This is a genomic window from Parafrankia sp. BMG5.11, assembly GCF_004337455.1.
Genome location: NZ_SJXI01000037.1, coordinates 111592 through 127990, shown reverse-complemented (window position 1 = coordinate 127990; position 16399 = coordinate 111592). Strand labels below are relative to the sequence as shown.

The 16399-nt window shown below is 72.9% G+C and carries 10 protein-coding genes; all 10 read left to right on the top strand.

Translation table 11 applies throughout. The features are described from left to right. Positions 1 to 231 precede the first annotated feature (231 nt). Positions 232 to 831, top strand: coding sequence for an adenylate kinase (locus tag E0504_RS25740; protein WP_071065616.1), 600 nt, complete (start codon positions 232 to 234; stop codon positions 829 to 831). Between the two features lie 421 nt (positions 832 to 1252). Further along, positions 1253 to 3415, top strand: a complete 2163-nt coding sequence (locus tag E0504_RS25735; RefSeq protein WP_131625999.1) for a hypothetical protein — start codon at positions 1253 to 1255, stop codon at positions 3413 to 3415. Between the two features lie 203 nt (positions 3416 to 3618). After that, on the top strand, positions 3619 to 4428 hold the full coding sequence (locus E0504_RS25730) for a L,D-transpeptidase family protein (RefSeq protein WP_243657616.1): 810 nt from the start codon (positions 3619 to 3621) through the stop codon (positions 4426 to 4428). Between the two features lie 247 nt (positions 4429 to 4675). Beyond that, complete coding sequence (locus E0504_RS25725; protein ID WP_112105741.1) at positions 4676 to 5131, top strand: tellurite resistance TerB family protein; 456 nt, start codon at positions 4676 to 4678, stop codon at positions 5129 to 5131. A gap of 240 nt (positions 5132 to 5371) precedes the next feature. Next, positions 5372 to 6325: a sulfite exporter TauE/SafE family protein gene (locus E0504_RS25720; RefSeq protein WP_131625998.1), complete on the top strand. Its 954-nt coding sequence runs from the start codon at positions 5372 to 5374 to the stop codon at positions 6323 to 6325. A gap of 345 nt (positions 6326 to 6670) precedes the next feature. Further along, on the top strand, positions 6671 to 7783 hold the full coding sequence (locus E0504_RS25715) for a type IV toxin-antitoxin system AbiEi family antitoxin domain-containing protein (protein WP_243657615.1): 1113 nt from the start codon (positions 6671 to 6673) through the stop codon (positions 7781 to 7783). A 70-nt stretch (positions 7784 to 7853) separates the two neighbouring features. Then, complete coding sequence (locus tag E0504_RS25710) at positions 7854 to 9785, top strand: methylmalonyl-CoA mutase subunit beta (RefSeq protein ID WP_131625997.1); 1932 nt, start codon at positions 7854 to 7856, stop codon at positions 9783 to 9785. Then, positions 9785 to 12007, top strand: coding sequence for a methylmalonyl-CoA mutase (gene scpA, locus E0504_RS25705; protein ID WP_131625996.1), 2223 nt, complete (start codon positions 9785 to 9787; stop codon positions 12005 to 12007). The genes E0504_RS25710 and scpA overlap by 1 nt, the downstream gene beginning before the upstream one ends. Further along, positions 12004 to 13002 carry a methylmalonyl Co-A mutase-associated GTPase MeaB gene (gene meaB, locus E0504_RS25700; RefSeq protein WP_255565674.1) on the top strand — a complete coding sequence of 333 codons (999 nt, stop codon included), beginning with the start codon at positions 12004 to 12006 and terminating at the stop codon, positions 13000 to 13002. Before scpA ends, meaB begins: the two co-directional genes overlap by 4 nt. 285 nt (positions 13003 to 13287) lie before the next feature. Next, a complete protein-coding gene (locus E0504_RS25695; RefSeq protein WP_131625995.1) occupies positions 13288 to 16170 on the top strand; it encodes an Hsp70 family protein in 2883 nt (960 codons plus the stop codon). Positions 16171 to 16399: the final 229 nt, after the last annotated feature.

Below are 16399 nucleotides of genomic sequence, written 5' to 3'. Positions count from 1 at the left end.
CGAGCGAACGCCCGGCCGGGGCTCGATCGTCGTCGGCCCGGTCCGGGTGGGGCCATTGGACCCGTCCACCCGGATCCACCCGTCCGTGGGTCCCTGGTTGCGGATCGGGACGGATTTCACCTGTTGGGGAGGTCGACCGTTGGGTGAAATCGCTCGCGTCGCGTCCGGTCTGCCCCGGTTCACCGTCGCGGCGGCTCTACTGGAAGCCAACCAGCCGGTACCGTGCAGGCCATGAGGCTCGTGCTGCTCGGCCCGCCCGGCGCCGGCAAGGGGACCCAGGCCGCGCGGATCAGCGCGCGCCACGGCGTGCCGGCGATCTCGACCGGTCAGCTCTTCGACCAGCAGATCTCCGCCGGGTCGCCGCTGGGCCGGCGGGCCGAGCACTATGTCCGGGCCGGTGAGCTCGTCCCGGACGAGATCGTCCTGGACATGGTCGCCGAGCGCCTCGCCACCGGCATCGACTGCGGGGTGGGGTTCCTGCTCGACGGCTTCCCCCGGACGCTGCCGCAGGCCGAGGCGCTCGACCGCATGCTGACCGCCACCTGCGGGCCACTCCACCTGGTCCTCGACCTCGACGTCGACGAGACCGAGGTACTCGCCCGGATCGGCCGGCGCTCGCTGTCCGAGGGCCGCCTCGACGACAACCAGGAGACGGCGCGGCGGCGGCTGAAGGTGTTCGCCGAGGAGACGGCCCCGCTGCGCAGCCACTATGCCGAGCAGGGTCTCCTGCGCACCGTGGACGGCACCGGCACGCCGGACGAGGTCGCCGCCCGTATCGAGGAGATCCTCGCGGCGGCGGCCCATCCCGAGTTGCGGGCGGCCCGTCCCTGACGTGACCTTCGGGTGTCCGGGCGGGTCGAGAGATCCCGTGGCGGGATAAATTGGACCTGTCAGTGACGGCATGCGGTGACAGGTCGGGGATGGCCGGATGGGTTCTGGGATGCCGGCGCGTTCTGGGATCCGGGCGCGCGCTCGCCGGTGGGTGGCCATGTCCGGCTCGGGATTTGAGGGTCCTGCGGGTCCTGCGGGTTCCGCCCCGGATGTAAGGCACGGCCTGCCCGCCCCCAGGGACGGCGGTCCCTCCTCCACGGCTGGCCCGACCGGCGCGACCGGAGCGGAGTCCGCGGCCGCGCCGGATTCGGCGAGCCCCGGCGGCTTCGCTGGTGCTGGTGGCTCCGGTCGCTCCAGGCGCGGGTGGCGTTCCGGCCGCCTCCCGGATGCCGGGCGGTCCCGGGCCTCGGGCGGGCGGGTCGTGCGGGACAGCCCCCGGCGTCGGGCGGGCCAGTGGGGGCTGGCCGTGTTGCTGGCGCTCCTCTGGCTGCCCTTCGTCGTGCTCGCCACCTCGCGCACGACCGTTCTGAGTGCGGACTTCTACTCCCAGGCGCTCACCGAGGCGAACGCCTACGACCGCCTATACACCGAGGTGCTGCCCGACCCCGCCGTCGAATCCCTGCTCTCCGGCCTGCCCGTCGACCCCACCCTGGTCACCGCGAACCTGCGCACGGTGCTGCCTCCGTCGACGGTGGAGGCGATGACCGACGAGCAGATCGGGCGCATCGTCGACTACCTGCGCGCGCGCCAGGACGACATCGAGTTCAGCGTCGACCTGACCCCGATCTTCGGCAACATCTCCGGCCTGGCCAACCGCTACATCGCGGGCGAGATCGGCACCGGCACGAGCTACCAGGTCGAGTCGGTCACCCAGTTCACCCGCTCCGTCCTCGACGCGCTCGACGACATCGTCGCCGGTCGACCGCCCACCGCGCTGCCCACCATGGAGCTCTCGGCGCAGGACACCGACCGGGTGGTGGAGGCGGTGCTCGGCCGGCTGAAGCCGGCGGACCGCGACGCGGTGGCCGCCCCCCTGCGCGCGGACCTGCGCTCCGGTGACGTGGCCGGAGCGCTGGCCCGGGTCGGTCCGCTGCTGTTCGAGGGCGACGAGCGGGCGGTCGGCGAGATGCGCGCCCACCTCACCGACGGCGCCGTGCTCAACCTGGGCGTCCGCCTCTCCGACCTGCGCGACGAGCCCGCGATCAGCGCCGTGTCCAAGCTGCACGACGTCTCGGCGGCGCTCGACGGGCTCAGCCTGGCGCTGCTGGGCCTCGCCGGGCTGATCTGCGTGGCGATCGTCGCACTGGCAGCCGCCCGCGGCCGGTCCCGGATGCGGGCGCTGGCGGGGGCGGTCGTCGTCGCCGGGGTCGCGGCGGGCGTCCTGGGCGTGGTGCTGCGGATGCTGCTGCCGAACCCGCTGCTCGCCCTGGAGAAGCCCGGTGGGCCGCTGCCGCCCGGCGCCGGCGCGGTGCTCGCCGACTTCTCCCGGCACGCGTACGGCGACATCGAGTCCGACTACCTGCGCATCGTCGCCTGGACGCTCGCGGTGGGGCTGGCGATCCTCGGCGGCGCGCTGCTCGTGGCACTCTCCGCGCGCTGGGGCCGGGCCGGCCGGCGCCGCCGCCTCTCCGCCGGCTTCACCGTGGCCGCCCCGATGATGATCGCGCTGACCTGGGTCGCCTTCCCCGGTGCCGCGGCGAACGCGCGGGAGCTGTGTAACAGCCAGATCCGCCTGTGTGACAGCCGGTACGACGAGGTGACCTACCTGGCCACCCACAACGCGATGGCGACCAGCGAGGACCGCTTCCTCGGCCCGACCCAGGACCCGTCGCTGGTGCACCAGCTCGACCTCGGGGTGCGCGCCCTGCTGCTCGACGTCCACCACTGGACGACGCCCGAGCAGGTGGACGCCGTCCTCGAGACGTTGCCGCCCTCGACCCGCACGGCCATCGAGCCGCTGACCCGCAACGCCCGGTCGGCCCGGCCGGGGCTGTGGCTGTGCCACAACCTGTGCCAGCTCGGGGCGCTCGACCTGACCGCGGAACTCGGCCAGGTCCGGGACTGGATGGACCGAAACCCCACCGAGGTGGTGACGTTGATCATTCAGGATCAGGTGCCCGCGCCGGAGATCGCCGGCGCCGTCGCGCAGGCCGGCCTGTCCCGCATCGTCGCCACCCCGCCGGCCGATGAGGACGGCGAGTGGCCCACGTTGCGGGAGATGGTCGAGTCCGGCCGGCGCCTCGTCGTCTTCGCCGAGAGCCAGGACATGCCCGGGACATTCCTGCGTAGTTTCTACCGCTACGCGTCGGACACGCCGTTCTCGGTGGACTCCCCGGAGAAACTGACCGGCTGCGCCCGCCTGCGGGGAGCCGCGGGATCGCCGCTGCTCCTGCTCAACAACTGGGTGACGGACGCGGCACCCAGCCGGCAGGCCGCCGTGGTCGCGAACCGTGCCGACCGGATCCTCGCGCGGTCCAGGCAGTGCGAGACCGAACAGGGCCGGCGCCCCACCTTTGTCGCGGTCGATTTCGTCAACATCGGTGACGCCGCCGCCGCGGTCGACCGGTTGAACGCCGTCAACTGACCGCTTTGCGGCTAATGTCGGAGGCTATCTGGCTGATTCATAATTCTGAATGACAGGTTGCGCATTGTCGGTGCGGGAGATGAGACGTCCCCGCCGGGGGATGTTTACTGCGCGCAAGGCAATATACGGCTATGGGTGGTATGGATCCTCGGTGCAGATCTCGCCGTTTCGAACACGCCAGATCAGCGACCGGCACACTGGTGATGTCCGCCGTGCTGGTGGGAGTACCCGCCGGTCCCGGCCTCGGTGGCCACGGCCTGGCGGCGGCCTGGGCGACGACCGGCGCGGCCGCACCGGCACCCCCGTCAACCGGCCCACCCGCCCTGCCCGGCCCACCCGCCCTGCCCGGTTCACCTGTCCTGCCCGCACCGCCGGCTCCGCCGGAGCCGGTTCTCGCGGCCGGGACGGACCTTCCGGGCCTGCTCGGCCCGGGTGACCAGGGGGCGCCCGTGCTCGCTCTCCAGCGGCGGCTGGTCGAGCTGGGCTACTGGCTCGGCGAGCCCAACGGGATCTACGGAGTCCTGACGGTGCAGGCCGTCCTCGCCGCCCAGAAGGTCGCCGGACTGGAGCGGGACGGCCTGGTGGGCCCGGCCACCTGGGCGTCGCTCCGGCAGGGCCCCCGACCGCTGGCCGTCACCGGTTCGGGCCTGGCGCTGGAGGTCGATGTCACGCGCCAGCTGCTGCTCGTCGTCCAGGACGGATCGGTCCGCCAGATCCTCAACACCTCGACCGGGACGGAGCGCTGGTACGAGGTGCGCGGCCAGCGCCTCCTCGCCGACACCCCGCGGGGTACCTGGCATGTGTACCGGCAGGTCGACGGCGTGGACCCGGGCCCGCTCGGCGGCCTGTACCGGCCGAAGTACTTCCACACCGACGGGATCGCGGTGCACGGCTACGTGTCCGTGCCGGGCCGCGCGGCGTCCCACGGCTGCGTTCGGGTCACCAACGAGGCGATGGACTGGCTGTGGGCGGCGGGTATCGGTGCGATCGGGACGACGGTGCTGGTCCGCTGACGGCCCCGGCCGGGTGCCCCCGCCGGGGCCGAACGCGGCCGAATCGTGCGGACGGGTCGGGTGGGGAGCGTCGTCCGCGGTCCGCGCGTTCACTCGTGGGAGTCTTGTCTGGTTCAGGCCCGGTCCCGGGCCTGGACCGACCCGGCACGCCCGACTCCGGTCGGGTGCGTACGGCCCCGCGACCTTCGTGAGCGAAAGACGCCGGGATCCTTGTGACACCGGACACGCCACCGGCAAAGGAGCACAGGTGCCGATCTGGAACCAGCTACGACAGTCCGCGCAGAGCATGCAGGGACAGCTCAACGCGAAGAAGAACGATCTCAAGAGCGGCGCGTTCCGCGACGCGAGCATGGCGATGTGCGCGCTCGTGGCCGCGTCGGACGGCAGCGTCGACCCCGCCGAGCGGCAGCGGGTCGCGTCGCTGATCGTCGGCAACGACGTGCTGTCGAACTTCGCGGCCGACGACCTCCAGCGGAGGTTCAACGACTACCTGGGCAAGCTGCAGGCCGACTTCGACTTCGGCAAGGTCTCGATCCTCCAGGAGATCGGGAAGGTCAAGAAGAAGCCGACCGAGGCCCGCGCCGTGATCCAGATCGGCATCGTCATCGGCGGCGCCGACGGCAACTTCGACAAGACCGAGCAGGCGATCGTCCGCGAGGCGTGCTTCGCGGTGGGGATCAACCCGGAGGAGTTCGACCTCTGACCGTCGCGGGCCCGCGGTCGCTGGTCGGGGGAGCCAGGAGTCGATAGCCGGTCGCCGGGAACGCGGTGATCGGTGACTGCCCGGGCCGGCTCCCTCGGCCATGTTCGGCCACCGTGACCTGGGCCGCAATTCCTGGCAGCGGCCACCCGTCCGGACGAACGTGATTTTGTCGTTTCCAGCCCGGCGCGCCCGGTGGCGTTCCGGCGGACCAGCGGCTCGTCACGACCAGACGGAGGACAGGTGGGACCAGCCGACGCTGTTCTCGTCGCCGGGGCCGGCCTGCTCGCGGGGGCCGTGAACGCCGTGGCGGGCGGCGGCACCCTGATCGCGTTCCCGGCGCTGCTCGCCACCGGCCTGCCCGCCCTCACCGCCAACATCACCTCCTCGGTCGGGCTCGTCACCGGGTACGCGGGCGGGGCCCTGGGCTACCGGCGAGAACTGGCCGGACAGACGTCCAGGTTGAAGGCGCTCGGCCCACCGGCGATGCTCGGCGGCCTGGTCGGCGCGGTCGTCCTGCTGCTGACCCCGTCGGACGGCTTCCGGTCCGCCGTGCCGTTCCTGGTGATCGTGGCCTGCATCCTCCTGGCCGCGCAGTCGAGGCTGGCCGCGCTCGTCGCCCGCCGCCGGGCAGCCGCGCTGGGGACCACCCGGCCCGCGGCGGGCGAAACCTCGCCGGTGGGCGTGGCGGGCAGCTCCCTGGCGGGTGGCGCGGAACCTGCGCGGCCGAGAGCCCGGCGCGAGCTGGCCACCTCCGGCCCGCCACTCGGCCCGCCACTCGGCGTGCCGGAGGACCGGCGGGCGCTCGGTGGGCTGGTCGGCGTCGAACCCTCCGTCGGAGCCGTCACCTGGCCGACCCGGATCGGGGTGTTCATCGCGGGGGCGTACGGCTCCTACTTCGGGGCCGGGCTCGGTGTGGTTCTGCTCGGTGTTCTCGGAATCCTGCTGGTCGACGAGCTCCAGCGGACGAACGCCCTCAAGACCCTGCTCTCGTTCGGTGTGAACGCGATCGGCGTCGTGGTCTTCCTCGTCACCGCTCAGGTGTCCTGGGCCTACGCCGGAATCCTTGTCGTGACGTCGGCGGCCGGTGGGGTCCTCGGCGCGCGGGTCGCCCGACGGCTTCCCGCGTCAGCCCTGCGCGCTGCTGTGATCGTGCTCGGTCTGGTGGTGGCTGTGGTCCTGTTGATCCGCGGCTGACGGGGTCGTGCCCGGTGGCTGGTGACGCTGATCGAAATCGCGTCCGGTGGCGGGTAATCGCCGATCGAGGTCGCGCCGGGTGGCCGGTAGCCCGTGAACCAGGCGTGTTCTGAGTATCGCTCGGAGGCGTGTGGTAGCCGCCACGACTGCTCGCCATTTATCGGCTTTCTTGCCCTTTCGGGGCGAAATCGGCCGGGATTCAGCCCCGAAGGGGCGAGGTGGTTACCGAAGGGCGAAGAAGTTCCCCTCCGGAAAACCCGGAAGGCTCACGAATTAGAATTTTCTACCCGCTGGACGGCATCGGTACTTCGGGCGAAAGTGCCCGTGTGTCGAAAGGTGCGTCAGGTGCGTCAGGTGCATGGAGCCCATGAGGGCCTGGGAAGCGCTGTGCGCCTCGCTCGCCGCCAGCACGGGTTGATCACCACCCGACAGGCCCTCGGCGTGGGCCTCACGCCAGATCTCCTGAGACACCTGGTGCGCTCGGGGATCTGGCTGCGCGCCCGGCAGGGCATCTACGTCCTCCCCGGCGCCACGCTGAGCGCGGATGGCGAGGTCGGCGGTCGCCTGTCTGATCACGGGCCGCCGCCTGACTCCGTACCGAGCCGGTGGGCCACCTCCGGAGCGGCCACCTCCGGAGCGGCTACCCCCGGGGCGGCTACCGCCGGAGCGACATCCTGGCCGGCCGCCGATTTCACCGACCCGACCGCGAAGGCCCGGTTGCCGTTTCGGCTGCGTGTTCGCGCCGCGCTGCTGGCGCGTCCCGGCGCGGTGGCGTGCGGCGTGACGGCTGGGCGGCTGCTGGGCTTCGAAGGGCTTCCGCGGCCCGCCGAAGACGAGCCGGTGCACCTCCGGCTGCCGGTGCACGGTTCCCGGAGGCAGATGGAGGGGACGGTCAGCCACTTCGGGCCGGTCGCGGTCGGCGATCTGGTCGAGCTCGACGGAATCCCCCTCACCGGTCCGGACCGGACCCTCGCGGACCTCGTCCTGGCCGGTTCACGAGAGGACGCGGTCGCGATGATCGACGCCGCGTTGCGCCGCCGGCTGGTGACAGGGCTGGACAGGGTGATCGCGGCCTGCGTGAAGCGCCCCGGTGCCCGCCGGGTGGCCTCCTACTGGGCGCTCGCGGACGGGCGGGCGGAGTCCGTGCTCGAGACACACCTGCGGCTCCTGCTCCACGACGCCGGTGTGCCTCCGCCGTGCATCCAGTGGCCCGTCACGGACGGTACCGGGCGGGTCCTGGCCCGGCTCGACCTCGCCTGGCCCGGCGCGATGCTCGATGTCGAGGCGGACGGCGGTGCCGTCCACGAGCTTCCGTCGGCTCTTCACCGGGACCGCGAGCGGCAGAACCAGCTGCTGGACCTGGGATGGCGGGTCCGGCGGGTCACCTGGGCCGACGTGCTTCGTACACCGACGAAGGTCGTCGCCGCGGTCACCGGATGGCTGGCGGCAGGCCCGTGACCGGCCCGGGAAGCTGTGACGGGAGGAACAATCCGGGCTCGTGGGGCCGTGGGCCCCTACGATCCGTCCCATGACCGTTCCACCGGTGGAGCTGGCGCTCGCCGCCGATTTTCCGGACTCGACGAGGGACGACTGGCGGCGGCTGGTCCTCGGGGTGCTGCGAAAGTCGGGGGTTGCGGGCGAGGACACCGCTCCGGGTGAGGCCGAGGAGCTGATCGCGACCTCGACCTACGAGGGCATCCGCATCCGTCCGCTCTACGACGCGGCGGACGCCGCCGGCGCGACCGGTGCGGGCCTGCCGGGGCTGGCGCCGTTCGTCCGCGGCGGCCGGCCACAGGGCGCCAACACCGACGGCTGGGACGTCCGTGCGCTGCACGCACACCCCGACCCGAAGGCCGGCGGTCAGGTGGTGCTCGCCGACCTGGAGAACGGCGTCACCTCGCTGTGGCTGCGGCTCGGTCCGGCGGGCCTGCCTCTCGACGGGCTCGCCGAGGTCCTGCGGGATGTCTACCTCGACCTCGCTCCGGTCGTCCTGGACGCGGGCGCGCTCACCGGGGAGGCGGCCGCCGCGTTCCTGGCGCTGGCCGACGAGCGGGGTGTTCCGGCGTCCCAGCTCACCGGCGTGCTCGGCGCGGACCCGCTGGGGCTCGCGGCGCGCACCGGGGCGGCGCCGGACTTCAGCGTGGCCCGCGTGCTCGCCCCGCGCGTCGCCGCCGAGTACCCACGCCTGCGGACGCTGGTCGTCGACGCCCGGCCGTACCACGACGCCGGCGGGAGCGACGCCGAGGAGCTCGGCGCCTCGTTGGCGACAGGTGTGGCCTACCTGCGCGAGCTGACCGACGCCGGGCTGGGCGTGGCCGAGGCCCTCGGCCAGCTCGAGTTCCGCTACGCGGTGAGCGCCGACCAGTTCCTGTCGATCGCCAAGCTGCGGGCGGCGCGGCGGCTGTGGGCCCGGGTGGCGGAGGTGTGCGGTGCCGCGCCCGCGGAGCGGGTGCAGCGCCAGCACGCGGTCACCTCGTCCGCGATGATGTCCCGCCGTGACCCCTGGGTGAACATGCTCCGCACCACCGTGGCCTGCTTCGCGGCGGGGGTCGGCGGCGCGGACGCGGTCACCGTGCTGCCCTTCGACATCAGGCTCGGGCTCGCCGACGACTTCGCCCGTCGGATCGCGCGGAACACGCAGACGCTGCTGCAGGAGGAGGCGAGCCTGATCCGGGTGATCGACCCGGCCGGGGGCTCCTGGTACGTCGAGTCGCTCACCGACTCCCTTGCTGAGGCGGCGTGGGCGGTCTTCACTGAGATCGAGCGTGCCGGAGGGATCTCGGCCACGCTGGCGGACGGCTCGCTGCGGACCCGCCTCGCCGTGACCTGGGCGGCCCGTGCGGACGCGATCGCGCACCGGCGTGATCCGCTGACCGGTGTCAGCGAGTTCCCCAACCTGGGTGAGAAGCTCCCCGATCGGCCGCCCGCCCCGGCGGAGGCCGGCCCGTCCGGCGCCACGGCCGCGACCGGCACGACCGAGGCCGGTGGCGGCCACGGGCTGCCGACCGTCACCTACGACCAGGATTACGAGGCGCTGCGCGCCCGGTCGGACGCGCACGCCGCCGCCACCGGCGCCCGGCCCGCGGTCTTCCTGGCCACGATCGGCGGGGCCTCGGCGTTCACCGCCCGCGCGACCTTCGCCGCGAACCTGTTCCAGGCCGGCGGCCTGGCCACGCCCGACTCGGGCCCGGGCACGGATCCGGCCGCGATCGCGGCCGCGTTCACCGCGTCCGGCGCGAAGGTCGCCTGCCTGTGCTCGGGGGACAAGGTGTACGCCGAGTGGGCGGCCCCGGTGGCCGAGGCGCTGCACGCGGCGGGGGCCACGCGGATCTGGCTGGCCGGCAAGGCCGGCTCGCGTGCGGAGACCGACGCCGCGGCGGGCGTGAGCGGGTACGTCTTCACCGGCTGCAACGCCGTCGAGGTGCTGCGGACGACCCTCGCAGAGGCGGGAGTGGCCTGATGTCATCGATCCCCGACTTCGCCGAGATCGCGCTCGGAGCACCCAGCGGCGCGGACGCCGACGAGGCCCAGTGGCGGGTCGCGCTCGAGCAGGCCACCGGCAAGGACGCCGACGCGCTGACCTGGGACACCCCCGAGGGCATCGCGGTGAAGCCGCTGTACACCGCGGCCGACACGGCCGGCCTGGACTTCCTCGGCACCTACCCGGGCATCGCCCCCTACCTGCGCGGCCCGTACCCGGCGATGTACGTGACCCAGCCGTGGACGATCCGCCAGTACGCGGGGTTCTCCACCGCGGCCGAGTCGAACGCCTTCTACCGGCGCAACCTGGCCGCCGGCCAGAAGGGCCTCTCGGTGGCCTTCGACCTGCCGACCCACCGCGGGTACGACAGCGACCACCCGCGGGTCACCGGCGACGTGGGCATGGCCGGCGTGGCCATCGACTCGATCTACGACATGCGCCAGCTCTTCGACGGCATCCCGCTGGACCGGATGAGCGTGTCGATGACCATGAACGGCGCGGTGCTGCCGGTCCTGGCGCTGTACATCGTCGCCGCCGAGGAACAGGGGGTGGCACCGGAGCAGCTCGCCGGCACCATCCAGAACGACATCCTCAAAGAGTTCATGGTCCGCAACACCTACATCTACCCGCCGCAGCCGTCGATGCAGATCATCTCGGACATCTTCGCGTACACCTCGAAGCGGATGCCGCGATTCAACTCGATCTCCATCTCCGGCTACCACATGCAGGAGGCGGGCGCGACCGCCGACCTGGAGCTTGCCTACACGCTGGCGGACGGCGTCGAGTACATCCGGGCGGGTCTGGGCGCCGGCCTGGAGATCGACGCCTTCGCCCCCCGGCTGTCGTTCTTCTGGGCGATCGGCATGAACTTCTTCATGGAAGTCGCCAAGATGCGCGCGGCGCGCCTGCTGTGGGCGCGGCTGGTGAACCAGTTCGGCCCGACCAGCGCCCGTTCGACGTCGCTGCGGACGCACTCGCAGACCTCCGGATGGTCGCTGACCGCCCAGGACGTCTTCAACAACGTCGTGCGCACCTGCGTCGAGGCGATGGCCGCCACCCAGGGGCACACCCAGTCGCTGCACACCAACGCCCTCGACGAGGCGCTGGCGCTGCCCACCGACTTCTCCGCCCGCATCGCGCGCAACACCCAGCTGCTGCTCCAGCAGGAGTCCGGTACCACCCGGGTCGTCGACCCGTGGGGCGGCAGCCACTATGTCGAGCGGCTCACCTACGACCTGGCCCGCAAGGCCTGGGCGCACATCACCGAGGTCGAGTCGACCGGCGGGATGGCGCAGGCGATCGACGCCGGCATCCCGAAGATGCGCATCGAGGAGGCGGCGGCACGCACCCAGGCCCGCATCGACGCCGGACGCCAGCCGCTCGTCGGGGTCAACAAGTACCGGGTGGACGCGGACGAGGCCATCGACGTCCTGAAGGTCGACAACTCGGCGGTCCGGGTCGGTCAGATCGAGAAGCTGCGCCGGCTGCGCGAGGAGCGTGACACCGCCGCCGTCGAGTCGGCGCTGCACGCGCTGACCGCCGCGGCCGACGCGGCCCGCGACGGCAGCCGGCCGTCCGACCTGGGGCACAACCTGCTCGCGCTGGCAGTCGACGCCGCCCGCGCCAAGGCGACCGTGGGTGAGATCTCCGACGCCCTGGAGAAGGTGTACGGGAGGCACTCCGGTCAGATCCGTACGATCTCGGGTGTGTACCGGGATGAGGCCGGGCCGGCCGGCAACATCGTCGCCGCCCGCGAGGCCGCGGCGGCCTTCGAGCGGGCCGAGGGCCGGCGCCCACGGATCCTCGTCGCGAAGATGGGCCAGGACGGGCACGACCGTGGCCAGAAGGTGATCGCCACGGCCTTCGCCGACATCGGCTTCGACGTGGACGTCGGCCCGCTGTTCCAGACGCCCGCCGAGGTGGCCCGCCAGGCCGTCGAGGCGGACGTCCAGATCATCGGCGTGTCCTCGCTCGCCGCCGGGCACCTCACGCTGGTCCCGGCGCTGAAGGAGGAGCTGGCGGCGCTCGAGCGCGACGACATCCTCGTCGTCGTCGGTGGGGTCATCCCGCCGCAGGACTTCGACGCCCTGCGCGCCGCCGGTGCCGCCGCGATCTTCCCGCCTGGCACGGTCATCGCGGACGCGGCGATCGAGCTGCTGGCCACGCTGTCCGACCAGCTCGGCCACACCACGGCGCCTTGACCGCACTGGCCCGCCGGCCCGTCGACGTCGCCGCGTACGTCGACGGTGTCCTCGCGTCGTCGCGGATGTGGGTCGCGCGCGCCATCACACTGGTCGAGTCGACCCGGGCCGACCACCGGGAGGCGGCCCAGCAGCTGCTGGTGACCCTGCTCCCGCACGCGGGGAAGGCCCGCAGGGTCGGGATCACCGGCGTCCCCGGGGTCGGCAAGTCGACGTTCATCGACGCGCTCGGCACGACGCTCACCGCGGCCGGGCACCAGGTGGCGGTGCTCGCGGTCGACCCGTCGTCCACCCGCACGGGCGGGAGCATCCTCGGCGACAAGACCCGGATGGAGGCCCTGTCCGCCGACCCGGCCGCGTTCATCCGGCCCTCACCGACCGCGGGGACCCTCGGCGGCGTCGCCAAGGCCACCCGCGAGGCCATGGTCATCATGGAGGCCGCCGGGTACGACGTGGTGCTTGTCGAGACGGTCGGGGTCGGCCAGTCCGAGACCACGGTCGCCGACATGGTCGACACCTTCCTGTTCCTGACCCTGGCCCGGACGGGCGACCAGCTTCAGGGCATCAAGAAGGGCGTCCTGGAGCTGGCGGACGTCATCGCGGTCAACAAGGCGGACGGGCCGCACGAGCTCGACGCGCGCCGCGCCGCGCGTGAGCTGGCCGGGGCGATCCGGCTGTTACAGGGCGGCGCGCGGGAGTGGCAGACCCCGGTGCTGACCTGCAGCGCCGCGGAACGCACCGGCCTGGACACGGTCTGGGGGCAGGTCCTCAAACACCAGGACACCCTCGACGCCTCCGGCGAGCTCGCCGCCCGCCGCCGCCGCCAGCAGGTCGACTGGATGTGGGCGATGGTGCACGATCGCCTGCTGTCCCGCCTGCACGACGACCCGCGGGTCGCGAACCTGACCGGCGGCCTGGAACGCCAGGTCGAGGACGGCGAGCTGACGCCGACGCTCGCCGCCGACGCGATCCTCAGGGCATTCGAGTCCGGTTAGCCCGAGCGGCCGCCGAGGCAGCGCCCGACCGGTCGACACGAGCGGTTCTGAGCTGCGGTGGAAGGCGTTTCCGGCATCGGCGCGGGGCTCCGCGCCGATGTCCGGTACCGGATAGGGAAAAGTCGGTCTGTACGCCTACGATGTGCCGGTCGGCCTGTTTCGTTGACAGTTAAACGACCCGTTTTGAGCTCTGACGGTGTCGGGTGGCATCGGGGCGGGTCGGGGGACCGCACGGCGTGCATCGCCTGCCGTGGCGGGCGGCGAACGAGCACACCCGGAGGACCAGTGGGTTACCAGCTTGGCATCGACGTCGGATCGGCTACCACAGTCGTCGCCGCCACGGACGGGGGCTGGCCCGCCGTGCTGACCCTGGGCGGCGCCCGAGCCGTGCCGTCCGTCCTGTACATGCCCCAGACGGGCGGTGTGCTGTTCGGGCGCTCGGCTGAGAGGCGGGCCCGCACCGATCCCGACCGGGCTGCCCGGGGGTTCCTGCGCCGGCTCGGCGAGCCCGGCCACCTGCTGGTCGGCGGCGCTGCGTACAGCCCGGACGGGCTGCTCGCCCGGCTGGTCGGCCACCTGGTCGGGCAGATCGTCGCGGCCCGGGGGGAGGAGCCCGAGCAGATCGTCGTCGCGCATCCCGCCTTCTGGCCCGCGCACCGCCGCGAGGTGTTCGCCTCCGCCGTCAGCCAGCTCTCGGACGTCTCTGCACCCGTCGCGACCTGCGCGGCCGCCGACGCGATCGGCACCCTGCTCGCCCGCCGCTCGGGGACCCGCACGGTCGACCTCGTCGGCGTCTACGACTTCGGCGCCGGGCACTTCGACGCGGCGGTGCTGTCGTTCAGCCCGTTCGGGTTCCAGCAGCTGGGCACATCGGTCGGGGTGAACCACGCCGGCGGGGCCGACTTCGACGAGCTGCTGGTCGAGCGGGTGCTGGCCGAGGCCGGCGCCGGCCGGGAGCGGCTCGACCGCTCCGATCCCGTGGTCACCGCGGCACTCGCCCGGCTGCGTGAGGAGTGCGCCCAGGCGAAGGAGTACCTCGCGGAGGAGGACGAGATCGAGGTCGCCCTCGCGCTTCCCGGCCTGCCCTCGACATCGGTGGTGCTGCGCCGCGCGGATCTTGAGACCCTCGTCGCGCCGGTCGTCGACGACACGGTCCGGGCGTTCCGGCGGACCCTCCGAACGGGTGAGGCGACCCCCGAGGATCTCTCCTCCGTGCTCCTCTACGGCGGTGCGGCGCGGATGCCGATCGTCGCCGCCCAGATGCGGGCGGCGTTCCCGAGCGTCGGCCGGTGGGAGTACGGCTCGGACGACGACATCGCGACGGGCGCGGCGCTGATCGCCGCGCGGCTGGCTGCCCAGTCCTCCCGCGAGGAGGTCACCTCGGTCATCCGGCCGCCGGACAGCAGCCCGCCGATCCTCTCCACGCCGCCGCTGAGCTCTGTCCCGCCCCTGCGCCCGGTCCCGCCGGTCGGGTCAGTGCCGCCGGTCGGGTCAGTGCCGCCCGGCGCCGTGGCGTCGACCGGCGGGCCGGCCGCCGGTGACGGCGACACGTCCAGCGGGCCGGTTCCCCCCGGCGGGGCGGTGTTCGGGGGAGCGGCCGCCGGCGTCAGCGCCTCCAGCCTGGGCTACACCTCATGGCCCGACCGGACGGGACAGCCGCCCGCCGCCGACCCCGACGCCACGGCGATCGGCCACCATGGCGACTCGGCGGACGACACCCTGATCTCCCGCGGCGGCCACGGAACACCGCCACCCACCACGGCCCCGCCACCCACCACGGCCCCGCCACCCACCGGGCCGACGTCCACAGGCGCGACGTCCACCGGGGAGCCGGCCGGCGCGGGGTACCAGGGCGGTTGGGGGAGCAGCTCGTACCCTTACGGCGACGCCGCGCACACCGTGGCGGCCGGCTCGTCGGCCGGTGGCGACCGCACCCAGGCGGTCGCCACGCCCGGCGGCCCCGGGACGACAGGAGCGCCCGCGGCCACCGGAGTCACCGGGATCGCTGGGACCGCCGGCGGCGGTGATCCTCAGTCGGCCGCGCCGACACCGTCCCAGGCCGGAACATTCGGCGGGAGCTCCGCCGGCACCCGGGCCGTCCCGCGCGGCGGGCTGTTCGGCGGCTGGTCCCGCGCGACGATCGCCGCGGCCGTGGCCGCGATCGTCTTCGTCGCCGGCGGCACCACCCTGGGCATCGTGCTGACCGGAGGCGGCGACGACACGCCGTCCAACGGCATCGTGCCGATCGCCGCGCCCACCGCCACGCTGCCGCCGCCCGCGGCGACGACCGCGCCGCCCGCAGCCCCGACACCCGGACCCAACACGGTGCTTGTCGCGGGCTCCAGCGAGGTCGCGCCGATCACCGAGACCGCCTACGCCGGGTTCCGCAAGGTTCAGCAGAACGTGACCGTGAACGTTGAGGCGTCGACGACGGAGGACGGCTTCGCCAAGCTCTGCGCGGGTGGCGTTGACATCGTCGGCGCGTCCTTCGAGTTCGACCCGTCCTTCTCGAAGGACCCCGGCTGCGCCGACCAGATCGTCGGGTTCGAGGTCGCGCACCACACGCTGCCGATCGTGGTGAACCCGCAGAACACCTGGGCGCGCTGCATGACCCTCGACCAGGTGCGCAAGGTCTGGGACGCCGGCTCGACGATCAACCGGTGGAACCAGATCGACCCGTCCTTCCCGGACGAGCCGATCGCGTTCGTGGGGCCGGCCCGGAACACCGTCCAGGCGCAGGTGTTCAACTCGACGGTGAACGACTCCAGCTCCCGGTCCCGGCAGTACCAGGAGACCGACCTGAGCGGGGTCGCGAACGACGTCGCCGGTGATCGGTTGGCCATGGGCTTCCTGGACTTCCCGACGTTCGAGACCTTCGGGCCCCGACTGAGGGGCCTGGAGATCGACAACGGCGAGGGATGTGTCGAGCCGAACGCGGTGACGGCCGGAACGGGCTTCTACCTCCCGCTGTGTAAGCCGGTGTTCGTCTACGCCCGTAAGGACTCGCTGCAGAAGCCCGCGACCGCCGCGTTCATGCGCTACTACATGGAGAACGGCGAGGAGATCGCCTTCGACGCGCACTACGTCCCGCGGACCAAGAGCACGATCGACGAGAACGTGGCCCGCGTCGACGAGCTGACAAAGGGAGTACCACCCGTCACGGCCTGACCCGTGCGTCCACGGCGCCGCGGTTTCGCAGAACCGCGGCGCCGTCAGCCACACAGTTCCGCCGGCTCGCCGCGAAGAGCGTCCGCCGCAGGCACGCGATGCCCGCGGCGGACGCCCTTCGTGGTTTCCGTCGGGCTGCGGTGCCTGCCGGGCTGTCGTTCCTACCGGGCTGTCGTTCCCGCTGGGTCAGCCCGCGGCGGACATCGGGCGGCGGCGATCAGCCCGAGGT

Excerpts from the sequence above, each read along its gene's own strand:
- E0504_RS25740 (WP_071065616.1), top strand. The coding sequence starts at position 232 with ATGAGGCTCGTGCTGCTCGGCCCGCCCGGCGCCGGCAAGGGGACCCAG.
- E0504_RS25730 (WP_243657616.1), top strand. The coding sequence starts at position 3,619 with ATGTCCGCCGTGCTGGTGGGAGTACCCGCCGGTCCCGGCCTCGGTGGC.
- E0504_RS25710 (WP_131625997.1), top strand. The coding sequence starts at position 7,854 with ATGACCGTTCCACCGGTGGAGCTGGCGCTCGCCGCCGATTTTCCGGAC.
- scpA (WP_131625996.1), top strand. The coding sequence starts at position 9,785 with ATGTCATCGATCCCCGACTTCGCCGAGATCGCGCTCGGAGCACCCAGC.